This window comes from Klebsiella sp. KTE92, assembly GCF_000398905.1.
Classification (GTDB): domain Bacteria; phylum Pseudomonadota; class Gammaproteobacteria; order Enterobacterales; family Enterobacteriaceae; genus Klebsiella; species Klebsiella variicola.
The window spans coordinates 3,777,924-3,801,245 of sequence record NZ_KB976100.1; the positions used below are offsets into that span (position 1 = coordinate 3,777,924).

At 60.4% G+C, this 23,322-nt stretch carries 21 protein-coding genes; 6 read left to right on the plus strand and 15 right to left on the minus strand.

Annotated elements, in window-relative coordinates:
• The first annotated feature begins 7 nt into the window (after positions 1-7).
• Positions 8-1,138, plus strand: a complete 1,131-nt coding sequence (gene nrdB / locus A1WC_RS07835) for a class Ia ribonucleoside-diphosphate reductase subunit beta (protein WP_004140835.1) — start codon at positions 8-10, stop codon at positions 1,136-1,138.
• Positions 1,138-1,392, plus strand: coding sequence for a class I ribonucleotide reductase maintenance protein YfaE (yfaE, locus tag A1WC_RS07830; RefSeq protein ID WP_002913017.1), 255 nt, complete (start codon positions 1,138-1,140; stop codon positions 1,390-1,392). The genes nrdB and yfaE overlap by 1 nt, the downstream gene beginning before the upstream one ends.
• A gap of 93 nt (positions 1,393-1,485) precedes the next feature.
• Here the strand turns inward: yfaE and glpQ are convergent, their stop codons facing one another.
• Together glpQ and glpT are read right to left on the minus strand one after the other, a co-directional pair.
• Positions 1,486-2,553, minus strand: a complete 1,068-nt coding sequence (gene glpQ / locus A1WC_RS07825) for a glycerophosphodiester phosphodiesterase (RefSeq protein ID WP_016161576.1) — start codon at positions 2,551-2,553, stop codon at positions 1,486-1,488.
• A 9-nt stretch (positions 2,554-2,562) separates the two neighbouring features.
• Positions 2,563-3,909 carry a glycerol-3-phosphate transporter gene (gene glpT, locus A1WC_RS07820; RefSeq protein ID WP_002913019.1) on the minus strand — a complete coding sequence of 449 codons (1,347 nt, stop codon included), beginning with the start codon at positions 3,907-3,909 and terminating at the stop codon, positions 2,563-2,565.
• A 271-nt stretch (positions 3,910-4,180) separates the two neighbouring features.
• Between glpT and glpA the strand changes: the two genes are divergently transcribed.
• From glpA to glpC, 3 genes are read left to right on the plus strand one after another with little or no spacing between them, the layout of a single operon-like run.
• Positions 4,181-5,803 carry an anaerobic glycerol-3-phosphate dehydrogenase subunit A gene (glpA, locus tag A1WC_RS07815; RefSeq protein ID WP_016161577.1) on the plus strand — a complete coding sequence of 541 codons (1,623 nt, stop codon included), beginning with the start codon at positions 4,181-4,183 and terminating at the stop codon, positions 5,801-5,803.
• On the plus strand, positions 5,793-7,052 hold the full coding sequence (glpB, locus tag A1WC_RS07810) for a glycerol-3-phosphate dehydrogenase subunit GlpB (protein ID WP_016161578.1): 1,260 nt from the start codon (positions 5,793-5,795) through the stop codon (positions 7,050-7,052). Before glpA ends, glpB begins: the two co-directional genes overlap by 11 nt.
• On the plus strand, positions 7,049-8,227 hold the full coding sequence (gene glpC, locus A1WC_RS07805) for an anaerobic glycerol-3-phosphate dehydrogenase subunit GlpC (RefSeq protein WP_016161579.1): 1,179 nt from the start codon (positions 7,049-7,051) through the stop codon (positions 8,225-8,227). The genes glpB and glpC overlap by 4 nt, the downstream gene beginning before the upstream one ends.
• Before the next feature lie 28 nt (positions 8,228-8,255).
• Here glpC and yfaU read toward each other — a convergent pair whose 3' ends face one another.
• From yfaU to A1WC_RS07770, 7 genes are all read right to left on the minus strand, one after another.
• Positions 8,256-9,059 (minus strand): 2-keto-3-deoxy-L-rhamnonate aldolase, encoded by an 804-nt coding sequence (gene yfaU / locus A1WC_RS07800; protein WP_012540990.1) that lies wholly within the window; start codon positions 9,057-9,059, stop codon positions 8,256-8,258.
• Positions 9,060-9,073: 14 nt separating this feature from the next.
• A complete protein-coding gene (locus A1WC_RS07795) occupies positions 9,074-10,363 on the minus strand; it encodes an MFS transporter (RefSeq protein ID WP_032691232.1) in 1,290 nt (429 codons plus the stop codon).
• 42 nt (positions 10,364-10,405) lie between these two features.
• On the minus strand, positions 10,406-11,611 hold the full coding sequence (rhmD, locus tag A1WC_RS07790; RefSeq protein ID WP_016161581.1) for an L-rhamnonate dehydratase: 1,206 nt from the start codon (positions 11,609-11,611) through the stop codon (positions 10,406-10,408).
• A gap of 16 nt (positions 11,612-11,627) precedes the next feature.
• Entirely contained in the window at positions 11,628-12,407 is a 780-nt protein-coding gene (locus tag A1WC_RS07785) for an IclR family transcriptional regulator (RefSeq protein WP_016161582.1), read from the minus strand.
• A 205-nt stretch (positions 12,408-12,612) separates the two neighbouring features.
• Positions 12,613-13,809 (minus strand): nicotinamide mononucleotide deamidase-related protein YfaY, encoded by a 1,197-nt coding sequence (locus A1WC_RS07780; RefSeq protein WP_016161583.1) that lies wholly within the window; start codon positions 13,807-13,809, stop codon positions 12,613-12,615.
• A 102-nt stretch (positions 13,810-13,911) separates the two neighbouring features.
• Positions 13,912-14,454, minus strand: a complete 543-nt coding sequence (locus tag A1WC_RS07775) for a YfaZ family outer membrane protein (protein ID WP_004201712.1) — start codon at positions 14,452-14,454, stop codon at positions 13,912-13,914.
• A gap of 274 nt (positions 14,455-14,728) precedes the next feature.
• A complete protein-coding gene (locus A1WC_RS07770; protein WP_012967520.1) occupies positions 14,729-15,658 on the minus strand; it encodes an Rpn family recombination-promoting nuclease/putative transposase in 930 nt (309 codons plus the stop codon).
• Positions 15,659-15,791: 133 nt separating this feature from the next.
• Between A1WC_RS07770 and nudI the strand changes: the two genes are divergently transcribed.
• Complete coding sequence (nudI, locus tag A1WC_RS07765; protein ID WP_016161584.1) at positions 15,792-16,217, plus strand: nucleoside triphosphatase NudI; 426 nt, start codon at positions 15,792-15,794, stop codon at positions 16,215-16,217.
• Positions 16,218-16,272: 55 nt separating this feature from the next.
• Here the strand turns inward: nudI and menE are convergent, their stop codons facing one another.
• From menE to menF, 6 genes are all read right to left on the minus strand, one after another.
• Positions 16,273-17,649, minus strand: a complete 1,377-nt coding sequence (gene menE / locus A1WC_RS07760; RefSeq protein ID WP_032691233.1) for an o-succinylbenzoate--CoA ligase — start codon at positions 17,647-17,649, stop codon at positions 16,273-16,275.
• Entirely contained in the window at positions 17,646-18,611 is a 966-nt protein-coding gene (menC, locus tag A1WC_RS07755; RefSeq protein WP_016161586.1) for an o-succinylbenzoate synthase, read from the minus strand. The genes menE and menC overlap by 4 nt, the downstream gene beginning before the upstream one ends.
• Entirely contained in the window at positions 18,611-19,468 is an 858-nt protein-coding gene (menB, locus tag A1WC_RS07750) for a 1,4-dihydroxy-2-naphthoyl-CoA synthase (protein WP_008803957.1), read from the minus strand. Before menB ends, menC begins: the two co-directional genes overlap by 1 nt.
• Before the next feature lie 14 nt (positions 19,469-19,482).
• Positions 19,483-20,241: a 2-succinyl-6-hydroxy-2,4-cyclohexadiene-1-carboxylate synthase gene (gene menH, locus A1WC_RS07745; RefSeq protein ID WP_016161587.1), complete on the minus strand. Its 759-nt coding sequence runs from the start codon at positions 20,239-20,241 to the stop codon at positions 19,483-19,485.
• Positions 20,238-21,908, minus strand: a complete 1,671-nt coding sequence (gene menD / locus A1WC_RS07740) for a 2-succinyl-5-enolpyruvyl-6-hydroxy-3-cyclohexene-1-carboxylic-acid synthase (protein WP_012967516.1) — start codon at positions 21,906-21,908, stop codon at positions 20,238-20,240. The genes menH and menD overlap by 4 nt, the downstream gene beginning before the upstream one ends.
• An 82-nt stretch (positions 21,909-21,990) precedes the next feature.
• Positions 21,991-23,280: an isochorismate synthase MenF gene (gene menF, locus A1WC_RS07735; protein ID WP_016161588.1), complete on the minus strand. Its 1,290-nt coding sequence runs from the start codon at positions 23,278-23,280 to the stop codon at positions 21,991-21,993.
• Between the last annotated feature and the right edge of the window lie 42 nt (positions 23,281-23,322).

Consider the following 23,322-nt stretch of genomic DNA (forward strand, 5'->3'; position numbering starts at 1 on the left):
CACTTCAATGGCATACACCACTTTTTCACAGACGAAAAACGATCAGCTGCTGGAACCGATGTTTTTTGGCCAGCCGGTTAACGTGGCCCGCTACGATCAGCAAAAATATGACATCTTTGAAAAGCTGATTGAAAAGCAGCTCTCCTTCTTCTGGCGTCCGGAAGAGGTTGACGTTTCGCGCGATCGCATCGACTACCAGGCGCTGCCGGAACATGAAAAACATATTTTCATCAGCAACCTGAAGTACCAGACGCTGCTCGACTCCATCCAGGGCCGCAGCCCGAACGTCGCGCTGCTGCCGCTGATCTCCATCCCGGAGCTGGAAACCTGGGTGGAAACCTGGGCCTTCTCCGAGACCATCCACTCACGCTCCTACACCCATATCATCCGCAACATCGTCAACGATCCGGCGACCGTGTTCGACGATATCGTGACCAACGAGCAGATCCAGAAACGTGCGGAAGGCATCTCTCACTATTACGATTCGCTGATCGAAATGACCAGCTACTGGCACCTGCTGGGCGAAGGCACCCACACCGTCAACGGCAAAACCGTGACCGTGAATCTGCGCGAGCTGAAAAAGAAACTCTATCTGTGCCTGATGAGCGTCAACGCGCTGGAAGCGATCCGCTTCTACGTTAGCTTCGCCTGCTCCTTCGCTTTCGCCGAGCGCAAGCTGATGGAAGGCAACGCCAAAATTATCCGCCTGATCGCTCGCGATGAAGCGCTGCACCTGACCGGCACCCAGCATATGTTGAACCTGCTGCGCTCCGGCAGCGACGATCCGGAGATGGCGGAAATCGCCGAAGAGTGCAAGCAGGAGTGCTATGACCTGTTCGTGCTGGCGGCGCAGCAGGAGAAAGAGTGGGCGGACTATCTGTTCCGCGACGGCTCGATGATCGGCCTGAACAAAGATATTCTCTGCCAGTACGTCGAGTACATCACCAATATCCGCATGCAGGCAGTGGGCCTCGATCTGCCATTCCAGACCCGCTCCAACCCAATCCCATGGATCAACACCTGGCTGGTCTCCGATAACGTCCAGGTGGCGCCGCAGGAAGTAGAGGTCAGCTCGTATCTCGTCGGCCAGATCGATTCTGAAGTCGATGCCGACGACCTGAGCAACTTCCAGCTGTAATGAAGCGGATTTTCCTGAAAATCTCTGACACTCGCCTTGAGTGTCAGGATGAACATCCTTCCCTGCTGGCGGCGCTGGAGTCGCATAATATCGACGTCGAGTATCAGTGCCGCGAAGGCTATTGCGGTTCCTGCCGCACGCGTCTGGTTTCCGGCCAGGTTGACTGGCTGACCGAGCCGCTGGCCTTTATCCAGCCGGGGGAAATTTTGCCCTGCTGCTGCCGGGCGAAAGGCGATATTGAGATCGAGATGTAAGTGTTGTCGATGTGTGCGGCCTGATGCCCTCACCCCGGCCCTCTCCCATAGGGAGAGCGGGAAAACATAAAAGGGCCTTACGGCCCTTTTGTTTTATTTCGCGTTCAGAAACTGCACCGCTTTATCCGGGAAATCGGTAAACAAGCCGTCGACATCCGCCTGGTGATACAGCAGGTCATAGAGCTGATTAACGTTAGTCGCGTACTCCGGCAGCTGATCCGCACGCACGGTGTACGGATGCACCTGCAGATGGCTGGCATGCGCCTCTTTCATCATCGCCGTCAGCTTCACCGCGCCCGGCTTCGAGCCTTCCGCCACCAGCATATGGTAATCCGGGCCAATACCGTCGGCGTACTGCGCAATCTGCGCCATCGCACCCGGCTGGAACATCCAGTCGTAGCTGTAGTTCACCCATTTGCCATCTGCCTGTTTCTGCTGGGTTTCATTCCAGTCGGTATAGGCGATGAGCTGCACCAGATTGAGATCCATGCCCATCTTCGGTTCCAGCTCATTTTTGATACGTTTGAGCTCGTTGGCGTCAAAGCACTGCAGATAAACCTTATCCTGCTTGCTGGTGTAGCCATATTCCTTCAGCACTTTCAGGGTACTGGCAGCAATATCTTTGCCTTCCTGATGGTGGAACCACGGCGCTTTGATTTCCGGGTAGATACCGATATTTTTACCCGTCGAATGGTTCAGCCCCTGGACAAACTCAATCTCTTCTTCAAAGGTATGAATGCGAAAATCGGATTTGCCCATCGGGAAACGCCCAGGATAGGTTTGGACGTTCTTACCATTTTTCGGCTCAAAACCTTCGGTAAACTTCAACGACTTAATCTCGGCCAGGGTAAAGTCAATAGCGTAAAAACGACCGTCTTGACGCGCCCGCTGCGGGAAACGCTGCGCAACGTCAGTCACCCGATCGAGATAATGGTCGTGCAACACCACCAGCCGGTCGTCTTTGGTCATCACCAGATCTTGCTCAAGGTAATCCGCCCCCTGAGCGTAAGCCATCGCTTTCGCCGGCAGGGTATGTTCCGGCAGATACCCGCTGGCGCCGCGGTGGGCGATGACCATTTTCTCCGCTGCGACAGCGCTGAAGCACAGTGCCGAACTGGCCAAAATCATGCCGCTCATTAGCGCGGTGAGTTTCATGTTCATCGTCGCTCCTTAGGCTTGTTTCAGTTGTTGATGATGACGACGCTCGCCAAGCATCACGATAACCAGCAGGATAACCGCCAGCACGCTGCCGCCGATCATCACCATGAAGCCGCCGTCCCAGCCGAAGAAATCGACGGTGTAGCCGACGATGGCGCTCGCGGCTACGGAACCGCCGAGATAGCCAAACAGACCGGTGAAGCCCGCAGCGGTACCGGCGGCTTTTTTCGGCGCCAGTTCCAGCGCATGCAGACCGATCAGCATCACCGGGCCGTAAATCAGGAAGCCAATGATGATCATACAGGCCATATCCACGCCCGGATTACCCGGCGGGTTCAGCCAGTAAACGACAGTGGCGATGGTCACCAGGGTCATAAAGAACACGCCGGTCGCGCCGCGGTTGCCTTTAAACACTTTGTCCGACATCCAGCCGCACAGCAGCGTGCCAGGGATCCCCGCGTACTCGTACAGGAAGTAGGCCCAGGAGGATTTATCCAGCGCGAAGTGTTTGACCTCTTTCAGGTAGGTCGGCGACCAGTCCAGAATGCCGTAGCGCAGCAGATAAACGAAGACGTTAGCGATAGCGATGTACCACAGCAGCTTGTTCGGCAGGATGTACTGCATAAAGATCTGCTTCGCCGTCAGCTCTTCTTCGTGCTTTTCACTATAGTCATCCGGATAGTCGTTTTTATACTCTTCGATCGGCGGCAGACCGCAGGACTGCGGGGTATCGCGCATCATCGCGAAGGCAAAAATCGCCAGCAGGATCGCGCCGAAAGCCGGCATATACAGCGCCGCGTGCCAGTCGTTAAACCACGCCATCCCCAGCAGGAACAGCAGCGGCGGAATACCGCCGCCGACGTTATGCGCGCAGTTCCACACCGAGACAATCCCACCGCGCTCTTTCTGCGACCACCAGTGCACCATGGTCCGGCCGCACGGCGGCCAGCCCATCCCCTGGAACCATCCGCAAAGAAACAGCAATACGAACATGATCATGATGCTGGAAGTCGCCCACGGTACAAAGCCCATCACCAGCATCACCAGCGCGGCGAGGATCAAGCCGGCCGGCAGGAAAATGCGCGGATTCGAGCGGTCAGAGACCGAGCCCATGATGAATTTCGAAAATCCGTAGGCGATGGAGATGCCGGAAAGGGCGAAACCGAGGTCGCCACGGGAGAAGCCCTGCTCAATCAGATAAGGCATCGCCAGGGCAAAGTTCTTACGAACCAGATAGTAAGCGGCATAACCAAAAAAGATGCCAATGAAAATCTGCCAGCGTAATCGACGATACAGCGGGTCGATCTCCGCTGCTGGCAAACGCGCTTTATGCGCGGCGGGTTTAAAAATACTTAACATATCAGCCTCCGTGGCCCTTGCTGTTTTCTACTGACGTCACGACAAAATCCCAGATTAATCACCAACTTCAAATATGGTCGCGATGGTAGGCAATACGTAGAGTTGATACTGTGAAACATCGCACAATTTGTTACAGAAATATGACAAAACGTTCTAATGTGAGCACGAAATCACATAACACGCTCAAATAACGCGCGAATATGCTCGAAATCAAACAATAACCTTATGAATTGTGGCTAAATGGCGTTAAACGAAAGCAGAGGAGCTGAAGATGACGGGACGTCTTGATAGCGAGGTCATTATCATCGGCGGCGGAGCAACCGGCGCCGGTATCGCCCGCGACTGCGCCCGGCGCGGATTACGAACGCTGCTCATTGAGCGCCATGATATCGCCACCGGGGCCACCGGCCGTAATCATGGACTGCTGCACAGCGGCGCCCGCTATGCGGTGACCGACAACGAATCCGCCCGCGAATGCATCAGTGAGAACCGCATCCTGCGCCGCATCGCCCGCCACTGCATTGAACCGACCAATGGGCTGTTTATCACCCTGCCTGAAGATGACCTGGCGTATCAGCAGACTTTTATCACCGCCTGTCAGCAGGCTGGCATAGAGGCCACGCCGCTCTCGCCGCAGGACGCGCTGCGCCAGGAGCCCGCCGTCAACCCGACGCTGCTGGGCGCAGTGCAGGTCCCGGACGGCACCATCGACCCGTTTCGCCTCACCGCAGCCAATATGCTCGACGCCCGCGAACACGGCGCGCAGATCCTTACCGGCTGCGAAGTAACAGGCCTGCTGCGCCAGGGCGATCGCGTCTGCGGCGTCCAGGTATACGACCGCCAACTTCACCAGGCCCGTACGCTGTACGCCGGGGTGGTGGTTAACGCCGCCGGGATCTGGGGGCAGCGCATTGCGGAATATGCCGACCTGCGCATCACCATGTTCCCGGCGAAGGGATCGCTGTTGATCCTCGACCACCGGATTAACAACCTGGTGATCAACCGCTGCCGTAAGCCGGCCGACGCCGATATTCTGGTGCCCGGGGATACCATCTCGCTGATCGGCACCACCTCAATGCATATTCCTTATGACGACATTGACGACAACCGGGTAACGACGGCGGAAGTCGATACCCTGCTGCGCGAAGGCGAAAAGCTGGCGCCGATCATGGGCCGCACCCGGATCCTCCGCGCCTACTCCGGCGTCCGCCCGCTGGTGGCCAGCGATAACGATCCCAGCGGGCGCAGCGTCAGCCGCGGCATCGTCCTGCTCGACCATGCCCAGCGTGACGGTATGGAAGGCTTCATTACTATCACCGGCGGCAAGCTGATGACCTATCGCCTGATGGCCGAGTGGGCCACCGACGCCGTCTGTCGTAAGCTGGGAAACACCACCCCCTGTAGCACGGCCGAGACCCCGCTGCCCGGTTCACAGGAGCCAACGGAAAGTACCCTGCAAAAAATTATCTCCCTCCCCACCCCGCTGCGCGGCTCGGCCGTCTACCGTCACGGCGATCGCACTCCGGCCTGGCTTGGCGACAGCCGCCAGCACCGTAGCCTGGTCTGCGAATGCGAAGCCGTTACCGCTGGCGAAGTGAAATACGCGGTGGAAAATCTGGCGGTCAACACCCTGCTCGACCTGCGCCGCCGCACCCGGATTGGCATGGGCACCTGCCAGGGGGAACTCTGCGCCTGCCGCGCTGCCGGACTGTTGCAGCGCTTTAACGTCACCACCCCCGCGCAGTCATTAACCCAGCTCTCGGCGTTTCTCAATGAACGCTGGAAGGGCGTGCAGCCCATCGCCTGGGGCGACGCACTGCGCGAAAGCGAATTCACCCGCTGGGTCTACCTCGGCCTGTGCGGACTGCCACAGGAGCACCAGGATGAAGTTTGATTGCGCAATTGTCGGCGGCGGGCTCGCCGGCCTGTTGTGCGGGCTGGCGCTGAATCAGTACGGCCTGCGCAGCGTCATTATCAGCCGCGGGCAGAGCGCGCTGCATTTTTCCTCCGCGTCGTTAGACCTGCTCTCGGCGCTGCCCAACGGCGATAACGTTACTGACGTCGCACAAGGTCTGCAGCAACTCGCTGAACAGCTTCCTGAACACCCTTATTCCCGGCTCGGCGCCGGGGCGGTACTCGAATACGCGACACAGACCGAAGCCCTGCTGGCCGCCTGCGGCGCGAACATGCAAGGCGAAGCGCGCCAACCTCATCTGCGGGTGACCCCGCTGGGGACGTTGCGACCGGCGTGGCTGTCGCCGGAAGAGGTTCCGCTGGCACCCTTCGCGCAGCAACACGTATGCCTGGTAGGGATTAGCGGTTTTGCTGATTTTCAGCCGCATCTCGCCGCCGCTGCACTCGGTCAACACGGAGTTACCGCCGCGGCGGTGGAAATCGAGTTACCGGTGCTGGATGTGCTGCGTGACAACCCCACCGAGTTTCGCGCCGCTAACATCGCCCGCGTGCTGGATGATGAGAATCTATGGCCGGCCCTGCATGCAGCGCTGCTGCCGCTGGCACAGCAGCATGACCTGCTGATCATGCCCGCCTGTTTTGGCCTCGCCGACGATCGCCTGTACCGCTGGCTGCAGACGCGTCTGCCCTGCCCGCTGCGTCTGCTGCCGACGCTGCCGCCTTCGGTGCCGGGGATGCGTTTACATTCTCAGCTGCAACGCCAGTTCATTCGTGAGGGCGGCACCTGGCTTGCTGGCGATGAAGTGGTGAAAATCAGCCATCAGCAGGGCGCCGTCGAGGCCGTCTGGACGCGAAATCACGGCGATGTCGCGCTGCGTCCGCGTTTCACCGTGCTGGCCAGCGGCAGCTTTTTCAGCAACGGTCTTGTCGCCACTCGCGATAGCGTGCGCGAGCCGATCCTCGGCCTCGATCTGCAGCAGACCCTGCCACGGGAAAGCTGGTACCAGCGCGATTTCTTCGCCTCACAACCGTGGCAGCGGTTCGGCGTGAAAACCGATGCCCTGCTGCGCCCCGTGCTGGGCGGGCAGCCGTTCCATAATCTGTTTGCCATCGGCTCATTGCTCGGCGGGTTCGATGCCATTCAGCTCGGCTGTGGCGGCGGCGTCTGCGCCGTCACCGCGCTGCACGCCGCCAGACAGATCCACGCCCTTGCCGGAGGTCGGCCATGAACGATACCCGTTTTGAAAGCTGCATTAAGTGCACGGTCTGTACCACCACCTGCCCGGTAAGTCGGGTCAATCCACGCTATCCCGGCCCGAAACAGGCGGGGCCGGACGGCGAACGTCTGCGTCTGAAGGATGGCGCGCTGTACGACGAGGCGCTGAAGTACTGCATTAACTGCAAGCGCTGCGAGGTTGCCTGCCCGTCGGATGTGAAAATTGGCGATATCATTCAGCGCGCCCGGGTACAGTACGGCCAGCAAAAGCCGACCCTGCGCGACGCCATCCTCAGCCATACCGACCTGATGGGCACCCTTTCCACTCCCTTTGCCCCCCTGGTCAACGCCACGACCGGTTTAAAACCGGTGCGCCGCCTGCTCGACGCGGCGCTTAAAATCGATCACCGGCGTACGCTGCCGAAATATGGCTTCGGCACCTTCCGCCGCGCTTACCGCCAGCTCGCGGCCAGACAGGCGCAGTACCGCGAGCAGGTGGCCTTCTTTCATGGCTGCTACGTCAACTATAACCACCCGCAGCTGGGTAAGGATCTGATCCGCGTCGTCAACGCGCTGGGTACCGGCGTGCAGTTGTTATCGAAGGAAAAATGCTGCGGCGTGCCGCTGATCGCCAACGGCTTTTTTGACAAGGCGCGTAAACAGGCGCAGAGCAACGTCGCCGCGATGCGGGAAAACACGCTGCCGATCATCGCCACCTCCTCGACCTGCACCTTTACGCTACGTGATGAATACCCCCATCTCCTCGATGTCGACAACAGCGATCTCCGCGATCGGGTGGAGCTGGCCACTCGCTGGATCTGGAAACAGCTGGATGCCGGCAAGACGCTACCGCTGCGCCGGCTGCCACTGAAGGTGGTCTATCACACCCCGTGTCATATGGAGAAAATGGGCTGGTCGCTGTATACCCTTGAGCTGCTGCGGCTGATCCCCGGCCTGCAGATGGAGGTGCTGGATTCACAGTGCTGCGGCATCGCGGGCACCTACGGGTTTAAAAGTGAGAATTATGCGGTATCCCAGGCTATCGGCGCCCCGCTGTTCCGCCAGATTGAGGAGAGCGGCGCCGACATCGTCGTGACCGACTGCGAGACCTGCAAGTGGCAGATTGAGATGTCCACCCGCAAACGCTGCGAGCATCCGCTGACGGTACTGGCGCAAGCGCTCGCCTGAGCCCAGCGCCAGCCTCCGCCATCAATAGTTAATAGCTCGCTTTCTCCTGCGGCTGGGCGCAGGTGGGTTTGAACATCGCCAGCCGGCGGTCCAGCGCCTGGGTATACAGCATGGTGTCCACCCCGACGGCGACGAAGTTGGCCCCCCAGGCAAGACATTTTTCTGCCATCGCCGGGTCGACCGCCAGAAATCCGGCCGCTTTCCCCGCCGCGCGAATGCGCCGGATGCTCTGCTCGATCACCCGCTGCACGTCAGGATGGCCGGCATCGTCCGGGTGACCCAGTGAGGCGGAAAGATCCGCCGGACCGATAAACACCCCGTCAATGCCGTCCACCTCAAGAATCGCGTCCAGATTCTCCAGCGCGGTTCGGCTCTCGACCTGTATCAGCAGACAGAGTTCGTCATTCGCCTCCGCCATATAATTCTCTATCCTTCCCCAGCGCGCCGCTCTCGCCACGCCAGCGCCAACACCGCGGCTACCGATGGGCGGATAACGGGTCGCTGAGACCACCTCCCGCGCCTGCTCGGCGGTATCGACCATCGGCACCAGCAACGTTCTGGCGCCAATATCCAGCACCTGTTTTATCAGGCTGCGGTTGCCCTCGACCGGACGAATGACCGGCTGGCTGGCGTAGGGGGCAATCGCCTGAAGCTGATGATAAAGGTCCTGAATGGTGTTCGGCGCATGCTCGCCGTCGATCAGCAGCCAGTCGTATCCCGAGGTCGCGGCGATCTCGGCCATGTAGGAGGAGGTGGAGCTCAGCCACAGGCCGATTTGCGTCTCACCGCGTAATAATCCCCGTTTGAAGGGGTTAGATAACAGTGCGTTCATAGCGATTCCTTTATTCAATGCTGTACGCTGCCGCGCTGGGGTACCGCGCGGGTAAGGCTCAATGAAAAGATAATGACCACCCCGACAATGGCGACGCCGGCCAGGGTTAACAGTCCGGCGGCGCTGCTGGCGAACAAAGTTTCGGCCTGCACGCGCACGATCGGCGCCAGAAAGCCGCCGATGGCGCCAAACAGGTTAACAAAGCCAATCCCGGCGGCCAGGGCCGTGCCGGACAGCAGCTGCGTCGGCATCGTCCAGAAGACCGGCTGCACGGCAATCACCCCAACCGCCGCCACGCACAGCGCGATGATAGCCAGCACCGGCGCCACCAGTCCGGACACCGCAATCCCGACCGCCGCCGCCAGCAGCGTCAGGGCGGCAATATTGCGCCGCTCGCCGGTGCGATCGGAGTAGCGAGGGATAAGCCAGGTGCCAAACAGCGCTGCCACCCACGGGATAGCCGTCACCACCGAGGCAACGAAGCCGACTTTGGTGCCCAGCAGCGCAGCAACCTGGGTGGGCAGGAAGAAAATCAGACCATAGACCGCCACCTGAATGGTCAGATAAATCAGCGCCAGCTGCCAGACCCGCCCGTTACGCAGCGCATCGGACAGGCGCGAGGCAATCTTTTTCTCCTCCTCGCGCGCCAGCTCGCTTATCAGCGCCTGTTTCTCCTCCATGCTCAGGAAGCGGGCATGCTGCGGCGAATCGTCCAGCCAGAAGAAGGTGAACGCTCCCGCGGCGACGGCGAGCAAGCCTTCAATGACAAACATCCAGAACCAGCCGGGATGGCCCATCAACCCATGCATCTCCAGCAGCGCACCGGATAAAGGCGATCCCAGCGTCAGGGCCAGCGGCGCCCCCATATAAAACAGCCCCATAATGCTGGCGCGGTTTTGCTGGGGAAACCACTGCGAAGTGAGGTAGATCATTCCGGGAAAGAAGCCCGCCTCCGCCGCGCCCAGCAGGGTACGTACCAGCAGGAATTTCGCTTCCGTATCCGCCCACGCCATCGCCGCCGACAGCACGCCCCACAGGAGCGTGGTGCAGCCGATCCATTTTCTGGCGCCAAATTTGCGCATCAGCAGATTGGCCGGCACCCCGAGGAAGGCATAGACCACAAAGAAGATACCGGCCCCCAGCGCGTAGGCCTCATTGCTGAGCCCGGTATCCAGTTGGTAGGTCTCTTTGGCGAAACCGATATTCGAACGGTCAAGAAACGCCAGCACGTACAGCGCCAGCATAAAGGGGATTAAGCGGGCGCGGTTTTTCTTCACCACGCTCTCCAGCAGAGTGTTGCTCATCATAATATCCTCAGGCGCGGGCCGCCGGGCGGCCCGACGCAATCAGTGTTGATAAGGACGCTTCAGGTTGCAGTCGCGATTGAGCTCGACGCCAAAGCCGGGTTTATCCAGGACCGATTTATGAATGCGCCCTCTCTCCGGCACCGGCTCGCCGAGCAGGATCGGGTCGAACTGCGGACGCAGCGTGGCGCAGTCCGGGCTGGTCATCAGAAACTCGCTGAACGGTGTGTTGGTGAAGGTGATCACCGCATGATGGGAGTAAACCGACGAGCCGTGGGGCACCACCAGCTGCCCGCGCGCTTTGGCGATGGCCGCGATCTCCACCAGGGTGGTTAAGCCGCCGCACCAGCCGACGTCGGGCTGCATAATATCGATGCCGGTTTCCGACAGGGTGCGGAAGGACTGCAGTGTGCCGTGGTGCTCGCCGCTGGTCACCATCATCCCGGCCGGCGCCTGGCGCTTCAGCTCGCGATAGCCTTCATACTGCTGCGGCGGCAGGCACTCTTCGATCCACTTGAGGTTATAAGGGGCACAGGCATGGGCAAGTTTGGTGGCATAGTTAACGTCCTGACTCATCCAGCAGTCCAGCATTAACCAGAAATCCGGGCCGCATTTTTCACGCATGTCAGCCACCATGGCGACGTCTTTGCGGATCCCGGCGTCGCCATCGTGCGGCCCCCAGTGGGTAGGCATTTTACCGCCGATAAAGCCCATCTCCTGCGCCAGGTCCGGACGCGCGCCGGTGGCATAGAACTGGATTTCGTCGCGCACTGCCCCCCCCAGCAGTTTGTAGACCGGCAGGCCAACCACTTTCCCGAACAGATCCCACAGCGCCAGGTCGACACAGGAGAGGGTATTCATTACCAGGCCGCCGGATCCCGCGTAGTAAAGGGTGGCGTTAAGCATCTGGTCATGGATCAGTTTGATATCGCTGACGCATTTGCCTTCGATAAAGCGGTTGAGATGTTTTTCCACGATAAAGCAGCCCATCTCCCCGGCCGTCGACACCGCAAAGCCGGTCTGTCCGTTGTCGGCTTCCACTTCCACAATCAGCGTCCCCAGCACGTTGATGCCAAACGACTGGCGGGACTGCTCATACTCTTTATATTTGCTCATCGGGGTGGCGATATGATCGTCAATCCAGTGGTTTGCCCCCTGGTCGTGGTAATCGCCGCCGCCGGCGCCCTGCTCTGCCGTGGCGCCGCCGATGAACCAGGCGCGGACGTGTTTAATTTTCGGTAGGGTCATGATGTTCTCCTTATGATCAGGCGTGTTGTTCAAAGGGGCTTTTCCACCCCAGCAGACGGGAAATATCTTTCGCGCAGGCAATCGCCTTACCGGCCAGATAATCGCGATTGTCTTCATTGATTTGCAGACGGGTGCCCACCACCGAGATGGCGGCGGTCAGGTCGTTATTGGCGTTAAATACCGGGGCGGCCACGCAGCGCACATCCGGATAGTCCTCGCCATTATCAAAGCTCCAGCCCCGAGCGCGAATGCGCCCCAGCTCCTCCCGCAGCTGTTGAGCATCGGTGATGGTCGTTGGCGTGGCCCGCTCCCACTGCAGGTCGTCGATAATCGACGCCTGAACGCTGGCGGGCTGCCAGGCCAGCAAACATTTGCCGATCCCGGAGCGATAAAGCGACAGGCTCTTGCCTTCGTGCGAACGCACGCTAATGGTGGCGGGAGACTCAATTTTAAGAATGTAGTAGGCGTTACCCTGATCGATGATGCCCAGATGACAAAGCAGGCCGCACTCATCCATCAGTCGGGTGAGGCGCGGACGCGCCAGCTCGCGCAGATCCATTTTGCTCAGCGCCTGCCCGGCCAGCTCCACCAGCTTGGTCCACAGGCAGTAGTTATCCTGATTATCCATACTGATGAAGCGCTGCTTTTTTAGCTCGCCCAGCAGAAGATAAACCGTGCTTTTCGGGATCCCCAGTTCGGCAATGATGGTGGCTGCGCTGCAGGGACCAATCCGGCTGATTAAATTGAGGATCTCAATCGCGCGGGTCAGCGCCGGGACTTTTGTTGATTCCAACATACTGGACTCCAATCCTGAATACTGGAATCAGTGTTGCGATTGTGCGGGCGGTAAAGTGTGAGCGATATCGCGGGGCAATCGTTTTCCCGTATGCTGGACCATCCGCTGCAGATTATTGCGACTTAACGCACAGAATTTTTTCAGGAGAGTACAACAGGCTGGACAACCGGCGCCCGGGAGAAGCCCGCGCGCCGGGGGAAACGACTTACAGCGAGAGGGAATCCACCACGTTAATCCAGCCATGTTCGCTGGCCAGCGGTTGACCATTCAGCCAGCGACGCAGCATGTTTAATGCCATCATGGCGCAGACTTCCTGGCGTACCGCCAGGCTGTGGCGGGTGACGCTGAACTTCACCCGCAGCGCGAAGGTGCCGCCCGGGGTGGCCAGGGCCACGTTAAGATGATCGTTCTCCTGGCCGCTCACCGCCAGGGCCAGGCCGGCAAAATGGTTTATTCGCCGCTCGGCCGCCCAGCGAGCCGCCTGCGCCAGCGTCTCCTCCTGCGCCGGGACCACTTCGCTGGCCAGCAGCGGCGCGCCGGCGCGGGACAGCTGGAGCGCCAGCAGGCCGCCGGTAAACTGCTCGCTGAGCGTCAGGCTCAGCTGCCGCTCCTGCAGGCAGCGCGCAATCTGCGCCGGTAACCCTTCCGTGCCTTCGAAAATCAGACTGTCGCCAGCCACCTTGCGGACTTCCGGCCACAGGGCCAGCATGGCGTCACGCTGGTCAGCCGGTCCGGTTAGCTTGAGTTCGATAATCGGCATCGACGAACGGTAACCCATCACCACGCCAGGCGGTAACGTCAGCGTATTGAGGCTTTGCGCCAGCTCGCTCTCCGAGCGGCCAAAGGTGGTCAAACGCAGGCATACCGGCGGCTCCGGCAGCGTAAAGCGCTGACGCAGACGCGGTAAAATCTCCTGCTCGACCATCACCTTAAATTCAGAAGGTACACCGGGGGTGAAAAACATCAGGCAGCGGTTGAGCTGAACGGCAAAGCCACAGGCCGTGCCGACCGGGTTATTGATCATTTCGGCGCTGGCGGGGATTTCCGCCTGCTTGCGGTTACTTTCCGCCATCGGCCGGCCGCGCTCGGCAAAGAAACGGGTCATGGTTTCCAGCCACTCCGGATGCAAAATAAGCCCTTCGCCTTTCGCGGTGGCGGCGGCCAGCGCGCTCAGATCGTCGCTGGTCGGCCCTAGGCCGCCGTTAACGATCAGCACATCCGCCTGTTCGCTGCGTTCGCGCAGAATCGCCACCAGCGCATCAAGATCGTCGCCAACGGTATGGCGGCGCGTTAACGGTAACCCCTGATTAAAAAAGAAATCCGCCAGCCATGCCGCATTGGTATCAACGATTTGACCATGCAACACTTCATCGCCAGTGGACAGCATTTCCACATTCAACATTGCTCACTCCTTGCCTGCCAGGTGGCAAATACTATAACGCAAAGCGGGATGCTGACGAGGAGGAAAATCTGGCGCGGCAAGAAGATACCGCGCCGGAGGAGATTAGAAGCTGGCGCTGGCGCCGATGTACGGGCCGTCGGCGATGGTGTTATCGCGGTTGCCATCTTTGCCCGCCAGGTTCAGATAGCGATAGCCTGCCTGGATGCTGAGCGGACGCATGATGGTCCAGCTGGCGCCGACGTTGGCTTCCTGATAGCTGTCAATGCCGCTGGAGAGGGAATCCGGCGAGTAGTAGTAGTCGCCGTACAGGCGGAAGCTGTCGCCGATTTTCCACTGCAGGCCGCCGCCGACCGCTGCCGCATAACCTTCATCGCCCTGTTTCGGGTTGGTGTATACGCCTTTACCGCCCACGGTCGCGAGGAACGGCCCCAGCGGAATATTGAGCCCCAGGCCTAAACCCGCGGCGTCGCCGTCGTTATCGCTATGCAGCCAGTTACCGGAAACGGCCAGGCCGGTAGACTCCGTGCCAAACCCGACGCCAAGATTGGTGTAATGCTCGCCTGCTTCACCGGTAACGCTGATCGCATGGGCCGCGGAAGAAACCAGCATGACGCCAGCCAGCGCCATAAAAATGCTTTTTTTCATTATTTACTCTATCCAGAAAATTAAAATCAAAGAAGTCCCGAAAAAACCTGAAAATTCTACTGCGCACCCGTCAGGAATCAATGACCTGGCGAAATGAATTTTCACAAGAGTGTAACCAGTTGCGTTTTTTTACGGCATCGGGCGTTGCCAGCATGACGAACCGCCCATTCAGCGCCATGAATATTCATGTTTATTATGATTAACGCTGACACATTGACGAAAACAGAGAACTGACGCCGCACGATCGGCGCGGCGCGGGTGGATAAGGGAATAATTAATGCTGCAGCCGGGCCAGACATTCCGGGGCGAGGCCGGTCAGTTTCGCCACCAGGGACAGGTCAAGCCCGTTAGCGAGCATCGCCCGGGCGATACGCTCCGCGGTCTGCTGCTCACCTTGCTCCAGACCTTGTTGCAGACCTTGCTTTAACCCTTGCTGATGGCCGCGTTGTTCCAGAAACTGGGCAATATTCATGAGCGTCTCCTTGTGCGACCGCCGGGGAACGCTTTGCGCAAGATGGCGCAAAAAAGCGACCGGATCGGCGGCATTTCCTGCCTGTAACAGATAATGCAGCAGCGTCTTTAGCTGCCTGCGGCTAGTGTATCCCAGTGCTAACAGGCTGACCAGCTGCTCGTGCAGGTCCATCATGTCGCGCTGGCGGATATGCTTCTGCAGCAGCTCCAGCATCGCCACGCGCCGGTGGCGCATGATTTCATCATCCGGGGTGGTGGTGATATCGATTAAGGGAAAATCATCACCATAGATCCGCCGCGCAACGTCCGGATCGGCAAAGCCTGCCAGCCAGCACATCGGGTACGGCCAGGGCGAAACGCGGCCATGATAAAACAGCAGGGGGATAACCAGCGGCAGCTGCGTATGCCCCTTATCCAGATGACGTTGCATCGCGGCGATGGCATAGCGCATCAGGCGAAAGGCCATATGGCGGTCCGCCGAGCTTTGGTGCTCAATCAACAGATAGATATAGCCCTCCCCCGCCTGCGTTTGCAGCGAGTAAAGGATATCGGAATGACTCGCTCGTAGCTCATCGTCTATAAAGCTCCCTGATTCCAGTTGCAGCGTATTCAGATTGCATAACGCACGCAGCGGTGCGGGGAGATGAATGTCAAGGAAGTCCTTTGCCGTCGCCCGGTGCGACAACAGGTGTTTAAATACGGCGTCATGCGGGGAATGGGGCGCCCTGTCCATGGCGAAACTCCATGCGATTATTTTCACCTAACTTAACACTCAACAGGGCCAGGGCCGCATTTCGCTTGCGGTTTACCGAGGCGGCTCGCAAACTATTTCATCGGCATACCGCCCCCTGTGAAGGAGAAAAACCATGCGCCAAAGGACGATTGTTTGCCCGCTTATCCAGAATGAAGGTCAGTATCTGCTCTGCAAAATGGCCGCCGACCGCGGTGTTTTTCCCGGGCAATGGGCCTTATCCGGCGGCGGCGTGGAGCCAGGGGAGCGTATTGAAGAGGCGCTGCGGCGGGAAATACGCGAAGAGCTTGGCGAAAAACTCATCCTTACCCATATCGCGCCGTGGAGCTTTCGCGATGATACCCGCGTCAAAACTTACCCGGATGGTCGGCAGGAAACGATCTATATGATCTACCTGATCTTCGACTGCGTCAGCGCCAATCGCGACGTGACGATCAACGAGGAGTTTGACAATTACGCCTGGGTCAAAGCCGACGATCTCAAAAACTACGATCTCAATGCCGCCACCCGCGTTACGCTCAGCCAGAAAGGGCTACTTTAGTCCAGCATACCGCGTTCAACCCACCCGGCGTTATGTCGCGGGATATGGCGGGTGGCTACGATACGGTCGCATACGTCTGCTGTCTGGCCCATTCGCGCAGCGCCTGACGGGAAATCTTAATCCCACCGTTCTTTAACGTGTCCGGCAGCCGTAGCCACTGTACCGGCTGTTGGAAACGCGCTAACCGTTCAGCGCTCCATGCTGCCAGCGCGCTCAACTCGCAGCCGTCATCGCATTCCACCACCGCGACCGGGCGTTGACCATATTCGACATCATCCAGCGGTACAATAAACACCTGTTGTACCGCTGGATATGCGAGTATCACGCGCTCGACCTCTTCCGGTTGAATACCTTCGCCGCCGCTAAAAAAAAGATTATCCAGTCGCCCAACAACCGTCAGCCGACCATTGTGTAATTCCCCGCGATCGCGTGTCGCAAACCAGCCTTCATCATTGGTTAATGGCAATAACTGACCGTCGCGCCAGTAACCCGCCGCCATACTCGACGCCCGCAGCCAGATCTCGCCGGCGACAATTTTCACCTCCCGCCCCGGCAGCGGTTCGCCCACATCCGCCGCGCCGTCGGCCGCTTTGGCACAGACCGTGGAAGCGAACTCGGTGAGGCCGTAGCCGCAGAAACTGCGTATTCCCTGCGCGAGTGCACGCTCAGTCAATTCGACCGGGATCGCTGCGCCGCCGAGCAGCACCGCCTTGAGGGAATGCGCAGCATCATCATTCAGCAGGCGCCACAGCTGAGTCGGCACCAGCGAAACATGGGTACAGCCCTGCAGCATCTGCGCCAGCGGTTGCTTGTCGCGCACCGTCATTCGCGCGCCGGCCAGCAGCCAGCGCCAGATGATCCCCTGCCCGGAGACATGAAACAACGGCAGCGACAGTAGCCAGTCGTCTTCTGCGGCAAACGGCATCAGCGCCAGCACGCCAGCGGCGCTGGCCAGATGGGCGCTGGCGCTATGTACCGCCGCTTTCGGCAGGCCGGTTGAGCCGGAGGTTAACGTCATCGACACCAGCCGTTCGCCATGCCAGCAAACGGCATGGACGCCTTCGGCCGCCTGCAGAGTTAACGCCGGTAAATCCCCCGGCAGCGCAGCACCATTCAGCACCAGCTGATGCTGGACGTTTAACGCAGGCAGCAGTTCCTGCAGCAACACCTCTGGCAGCTGCGGATTCAGCGGCAACACCCGCGCCCCGCACTGCAGCAATGCCAGCCAGGCGAGTAGCGTCTCCGGCTGGTTGTAGGCCCGGAGCGCCACGCCCTGACCTTCCATAACGCCCTGCGCGGCAAAGCCGGCCGCCAGCGCGTCAACCCGCGCGCATAGCTCACGCCAGGTCAGCAGCCGATCGTTCAGGCGTAACGCCTGCGCCTCACCGCGTAACTGGCGCCAGTGGCGCCATGGCCAGTCGGAAAACATCACAGCAGCGGCTCCAGCGCATCAATGTTGATCATCGGCAGCGTACTCTCCGGCCACGGCCGTACCAGTTGGGCGCTCATCAGCGCCAGCGTATCGAGTCCGGGGATGGTCTGCGGCGTCAGCCAGGCGGCAACCCGCGCCAGCTGGGTTAACCCGAGGCTGGACTCGATTGACGAGCTAATCACCGCGCTCAGCCCCAGGGCGTGTGCCGCGGCGACCTGTTGCTGAACCTTTTGCACACTGCCGGTCAGCGTCGGTTTGATCACCACCGCGCGCACGCCGGGCTCCGCGACAAAGCGGAAATCCGCCTCGCGCAGGCTTTCATCCCAGGCGATAGCGATCCCCGTCTCGCGGCTAAAGGCCCGCGAGTCCTCCCGCGTTTTGCAGGGTTCCTCAAGAAACGCAATGCGCTGGCGATATGCGGGATTGACGTATTTGGCGAACTGCTGCGCTTTAAGCGGCGTCCACGCCCGGTTGGCATCCAGCCGCAGCTGGAGATCGGGGATGGCTTCCAGTAGCAGATTAACCACCATGCCGTCGCGGACCGCCTCCCACAGCCCCACTTTCACCTTAGCGACTTTCTCGCCGGGCATCGTCGCCAGTTTGGCGAACAGCTCATCCGGATCGCCGGAACAGAGCGGCGCCGCGCGATAATCCGCGGCCTGCGGTAGTTCGCCGTAAAGCTCCGCCTGCGCGCAGCTTATACCAAAAGCGACAGAAGGCAGTGTGGGAAGCGGCGGTTCCGCGCCGTCGCGCCAGGCCTGCGCCCACGCCAGCAGCGCTGTTTGCGCCTCTTCCAGCGTCTCGTTACTGAATCCCGGCAAGGGAGAAATTTCCCCCCAGCCTTCGCGTTCATCCTCCTGCAGGCGGATGAACAGCCCGTCGCGGGTTTTTAACCGCCGTTCGCGCAGAACCACGCCCGCGTCCATCGGGATCTGCCAGCGGTAAACCTGCGAAACGCGCATTATGGATTCCGTTTAAATTTGCTGAAGTCCGGCTGACGTTTCTGGTTGAAGGCATTGCGGCCTTCCTGCCCTTCTTCCGTCATGTAGAACAGCATGGTGGCGTTGCCCGCCAGCTCCTGCAGACCGGCCTGGCCGTCGCAGTCGGCGTTCAGCGCCGCTTTCAGGCAGCGCAGCGCCATTGGGCTGTTTTGCAGCATTTCACGGCACCAGCGCACGGTCTCTTTTTCCAGCTCCGCCAGCGGAACTACGGTATTCACCAGCCCCATGTCCAGCGCCTGCTGGGCGTCATACTGACGGCACAGGAACCAGATTTCGCGCGCCTTTTTCTGCCCGACGATACGCGCCATATAGGAGGCGCCCCAGCCGCCATCAAAGGAGCCGACTTTTGGCCCGGTCTGGCCGAAGATGGCATTGTCCGCCGCGATGGTCAGATCGCACATCATATGCAGCACGTGGCCGCCGCCGATAGAGTAGCCGGCTACCATCGCCACCACCGGTTTCGGGCAGGTGCGGATCTGGCGCTGGAAGTCGAGCACGTTAAGGTGGTGAACGCCGGAGTCGTCCTGATAGCCGCCGTAGTCGCCGCGAACTTTCTGGTCGCCGCCGGCGCAGAAGGCTTTCTCACCTTCACCGGTCAGGACAATCACCCCGATATTGTCGTCATAGCGGGCATCCGCCAGCGCCTGAATCATCTCTTTGACGGTCAGCGGGCGGAAGGCGTTGCGCACCTGTGGGCGGTTGATGGTGATTTTGGCAATGCCGTCGGCCGATTTGTGATAGCGAATATCGGTATAGCCTTCGGAACAATCGTGCCATTCCACAGGGGCATAGAGCATTGCTTCATCAAGAGAGATCATAGAATGTCCTTCAGTTAACTTGCCAGAATCTGCGCCAGACAAGCAATCACCGCGGCGGGGTTGTCCCGGTGCGCGTTGTGTCCGGCATGGTGAATGATATGGGTATCGGCAGCGAGCGCTTGCGCGATGGCGCGAAACTTCGCGTCGCGTTCGCCACACAGGTAGTGAAAAGGAAAATCGCGCGCCTGCAGAGGCGCGCGCAGATCGGCCTGCCCGGCAAGGGAGGTTGCCTGCAGCATCGCCGCCAGCGTGGCGCCGTTATTGCGGCTACGTAAGGCGACCAATGACTCGCGCTGCGCGGCATCCAGTGAGGCAAAAACCGGCTGCTGATACCAGTCGGCAAAGACCTGCGCCAACGGATCGCGGCGAAAACGTTCTGCCCAGGCGCGGTCATTGCTGCGCCGCGCCTGCCGCGCTTCTGCATCCTGCAGGCCAGGATGGCCGCCTTCAACGATCAGGCCGCGCAGGCCCGTACGCGGCTGACAGGCGAAGTTCATCGCCACCCGGCCGCCCAGTGAGTAGCCAATCAGCCAGTAGTTAAGGATGTTGTAACTATTAAGCGTAGCCAGCAGCAGAGTATTGACCCCGGCAAAGTCCTGCACCGCGATATCCGCGGAGCCGCCGTGGCCCGGCAGATCGAGATACAGACGCGGCCAGGCGGGAAAAGCGTCGCCCACTTCACGCCACTCGTCGCGGTCGCCGGAAAACCCGTGCAGAAACACCAGCCAGGGATAACCTGACTGGCCGTTGTCGACCGCGGCGCTGAGGGTCACAGGCGGCTTACCTGCGCCAGCAGCTGCTGGAGAGTCTGCGTGCCGTCAGTCTCGTTGACCGCCAGCTCAATCACCGTCGCCCCCGCCCTGCGCCAGGCACCCGCCAGCGCCTCATCCAGCGACTGCCAGTCATCGGGACGATGATAGGCCAGGCCGAACATCGCCGCCGCGTGGCTGAAATCCACGTCCTGCGGCATTAAATAGAACTGGCGGCGCTCGTCCTGCGGCGTCGGCAGCATAGAGAAAATCTGTCCGCCGTTGTTATTTACCACGATCAGCACCAGCGGCGCCGACGCCTGGCGCAGCAGGGCCAGCGAGTTAAGATCGTATAAGGCCGACAGATCGCCGACGATCGCCAGTGTCGGCCGCGCACTGGCGCGCTGCACGCCGGCGGCGGTGGCGATTAAACCATCAATCCCGCTGGCGCCGCGGTTGCTGTAAACCGGATACCCGGCCGGTAGCTGCGCCAGGGCGTCGATCAGGCGCACCACCAGACTGTTACCGACAAACAGTTGCCCCTGCTCCGGCAGATAGCGCCGAATACGCTGCGCCAGCTGCGCTTCGCCAAAAGGCTCATTGCTGGCAACCGCCGCCTGCCACGCCTGCCCGGCAAGCTGTGGGATCACCGTCGCCCACGGCTGACGTTTTTCCGCCGGATGCAGCTCAAGCCAGCGCTCAACGCTGGCGAGCAGACGGCGGCCGCGGTGCTGCGCCGGGTCGAGGCGGCCTGGCAGATTATCCACCAGCCAGTATTCATCCGGCTCGCAGGTCGCCTGCCACTGGAGGACGCGTTTACCGGTCAGGCTGCTGCCGAGCTGCACCACGATCTGCGCCTGCGCCAGTTCGCTGACCGCTTTACCATTGCCCAGCCACAGGTCAGCGCACGGCAGCGGCTGCCCGGTCTGCGACAGGACATCGCCGATCAGCGGCCAGCCGAGAGTTTGCGCCCACTCAGCCACTTTTTTCCCTTCCGCGGCGCTCATTCTCCCCGCCACGACGACGCCGCGTTTTTGCCGCCAGAAGAACCAGTCGCGCTGCTTCTCGCTCTCTAACTGCAGCGCCTGACGCAGCCAGGGTTTATCGCTCTGCCACCAGTTGCCGAGCTGCTGCTGCCACTCCACGCCGGTCTCATCCATATCGCCATACAGCGGTTCGGCGAACGGACAGTTGATATGCACCCCGCCGGCGTGCAGCGCCCCCAGCGCCTGGTCGATGGTTGAGACCAGCCAGCGGGCAGGAATATCCTGCGAGGGACGCGGCAGAGAAATCGTCTGCGACGGATGGGAGGCAAACATTCCGGGCTGGCGGATCGCCTGGTTCGCGCCGCAGTCGATCAGCTCCGGTGGACGGTCGGCGGTCAACAGGATCAGCTTTTCGCCGGTGAGGCCCGCCTCAATCAGCGCCGGATAGAGGTTTGCGGTGGCGGTCCCGGAGGTGACTATCACCGCCACCGGCTGCCGGCTGGCCTTCGCCAGGCCGAGCGCCAGGTGGCCGAGGCCGCGTTCGTCGAAATGGGTATGATGGATAAAGGCGCGGTTTTCCGCCGCCGCCAGGGTTAAGGGTGTCGAGCGCGAACCCGGCGCGATGCAGATATGCTGCACGCCATGGCGCGTTAAAGCTTCCAGGATCACCGCCGCCCAGCGTCGGTTAAATGCGCTTACTGACATGAAATTGTCCGGTATCAAATATTGATGCTAAGTATAGATAAGGCAAAGTGACGACGTTTTGATATGCATCGTCATTCCCGCCTTATGGACACAGCAGCGAGCGCAGCCCGGCCGCTTTGTTGTCAATCTCCTGCCACTCCTGCTGCGCATCGGAGCCGCTGACGATCCCCGCTCCGGCATACAACCGCAGGGTGTCGTGGTCCACTTTCGCCGAACGCAGCGCCACGCAAAACTCGCTTTGCGCCAGCGACAGATAGCCGGCGGACCCGGCATACCATTCGCGGGCAAAGGGTTCATGGCGCTGAATGAATGCCAGCGCCGCCCGACGCGGCAGGCCGGCCACTGCGGCGGTGGGCTGCAGCTGCAGCAGACAGCGGCTGTCGTCAGGCGCCGCCAGCTCGGTCCAGATGCAGCGCCTGAGATGCTGCACCTTACGCAGTCTCACCACCTGCGGCGGCAGGACGTCCAGCGTCGAGGCCTCACTCTGCAGGCGCTGGCAGATATCCTCTACCACCAGCATATTTTCCCGCTGGTTTTTGTCATCTTTCATCAACCAGTCGGCCAGTTGCTGCGCCTTCGCGTCTTCCTGATGGTTCGCGACGGTCCCTGCCAGCGCTTCGGTGCGCAGCAGCGCGCCGCGCCGGCGCCACAGCCGTTCCGGCGTGGAGCCGAAAAATGCCTGCCGGGCATTAAACGCCATCAGGAAATGAAAACAGTTAAGATTGCTGCGGCGGCTGGCCGCCATGATGCTCACGGCGTCCAGCGGCGCGGCAAACTGCAGGTCGGTTGCCCGCGCCAGTACCACTTTATCCATTTCACCGGCGCTAATCGCCTTAGTCGCCCGCGCAATCATTGCCTGCCATTGAGAATAGTCAGATGAATGGCGCTCGCTCAGTAGCGGCGGGATAGCGCCAGGGGTCGCCTGAGTGGTGGTCAGACTGGCGAGAAACACGCGGGCCGTCGCGGCATCCTCACGCAGGGAGATATCACTATGCAGCACCAGCCGCAGCACGGCCCTGCCGCCGCACCGGCGCCACTCCAGACGCGGCAGCACCAGTCTGCCCTGCTGCGGTTCAAACGCGTTCAGGCCGCAGATGCGCAGATTCTGCCGCCCGGTCTGGCGTAAAAAGCGGTTGGCCGCGTCGAGCGAGGGAAAGGTTTTTGCCGCCCCCAGCGTCGCCAGTTCCTCATCGCCATTGCGCTGCTGCCAGTAAAACTGCGGCCATTGCGCCTGCTGGCCGCACCATAGTAGCGGATCGAAGGCATCATTCAGCGGAAAGGCAATATCGATAATTCGCGTGCCGGGCGAGTCTGGAAAAGACTCACCCAGGCCGTCTTGCAAACGGGCCAGCGCAGTGGAAACAGACAGCACGCAAACCTCCACGGTAGTAAAACCCCACATTATAAGGGGTTC

What these genes read in the sequence shown, in the direction of transcription:
- nrdB (WP_004140835.1), top strand. Translation starts at nt 8, where the DNA reads ATGGCATACACCACTTTTTCACAGACGAAAAACGATCAGCTGCTGGAA.
- yfaE (WP_002913017.1), top strand. Translation starts at nt 1,138, where the DNA reads ATGAAGCGGATTTTCCTGAAAATCTCTGACACTCGCCTTGAGTGTCAG.
- glpQ (WP_016161576.1), bottom strand. Translation starts at nt 2,553, where the DNA reads ATGAACATGAAACTCACCGCGCTAATGAGCGGCATGATTTTGGCCAGT.
- glpT (WP_002913019.1), bottom strand. Translation starts at nt 3,909, where the DNA reads ATGTTAAGTATTTTTAAACCCGCCGCGCATAAAGCGCGTTTGCCAGCA.
- glpA (WP_016161577.1), top strand. Translation starts at nt 4,181, where the DNA reads ATGACGGGACGTCTTGATAGCGAGGTCATTATCATCGGCGGCGGAGCA.
- glpB (WP_016161578.1), top strand. Translation starts at nt 5,793, where the DNA reads ATGAAGTTTGATTGCGCAATTGTCGGCGGCGGGCTCGCCGGCCTGTTG.
- glpC (WP_016161579.1), top strand. Translation starts at nt 7,049, where the DNA reads ATGAACGATACCCGTTTTGAAAGCTGCATTAAGTGCACGGTCTGTACC.
- yfaU (WP_012540990.1), bottom strand. Translation starts at nt 9,059, where the DNA reads ATGAACGCACTGTTATCTAACCCCTTCAAACGGGGATTATTACGCGGT.
- A1WC_RS07795 (WP_032691232.1), bottom strand. Translation starts at nt 10,363, where the DNA reads ATGAGCAACACTCTGCTGGAGAGCGTGGTGAAGAAAAACCGCGCCCGC.
- rhmD (WP_016161581.1), bottom strand. Translation starts at nt 11,611, where the DNA reads ATGACCCTACCGAAAATTAAACACGTCCGCGCCTGGTTCATCGGCGGC.
- A1WC_RS07785 (WP_016161582.1), bottom strand. Translation starts at nt 12,407, where the DNA reads ATGTTGGAATCAACAAAAGTCCCGGCGCTGACCCGCGCGATTGAGATC.
- A1WC_RS07780 (WP_016161583.1), bottom strand. Translation starts at nt 13,809, where the DNA reads ATGTTGAATGTGGAAATGCTGTCCACTGGCGATGAAGTGTTGCATGGT.
- A1WC_RS07775 (WP_004201712.1), bottom strand. Translation starts at nt 14,454, where the DNA reads ATGAAAAAAAGCATTTTTATGGCGCTGGCTGGCGTCATGCTGGTTTCT.
- A1WC_RS07770 (WP_012967520.1), bottom strand. Translation starts at nt 15,658, where the DNA reads ATGGACAGGGCGCCCCATTCCCCGCATGACGCCGTATTTAAACACCTG.
- nudI (WP_016161584.1), top strand. Translation starts at nt 15,792, where the DNA reads ATGCGCCAAAGGACGATTGTTTGCCCGCTTATCCAGAATGAAGGTCAG.
- menC (WP_016161586.1), bottom strand. Translation starts at nt 18,611, where the DNA reads ATGCGCGTTTCGCAGGTTTACCGCTGGCAGATCCCGATGGACGCGGGC.
- menB (WP_008803957.1), bottom strand. Translation starts at nt 19,468, where the DNA reads ATGATCTCTCTTGATGAAGCAATGCTCTATGCCCCTGTGGAATGGCAC.
- menD (WP_012967516.1), bottom strand. Translation starts at nt 21,908, where the DNA reads ATGTCAGTAAGCGCATTTAACCGACGCTGGGCGGCGGTGATCCTGGAA.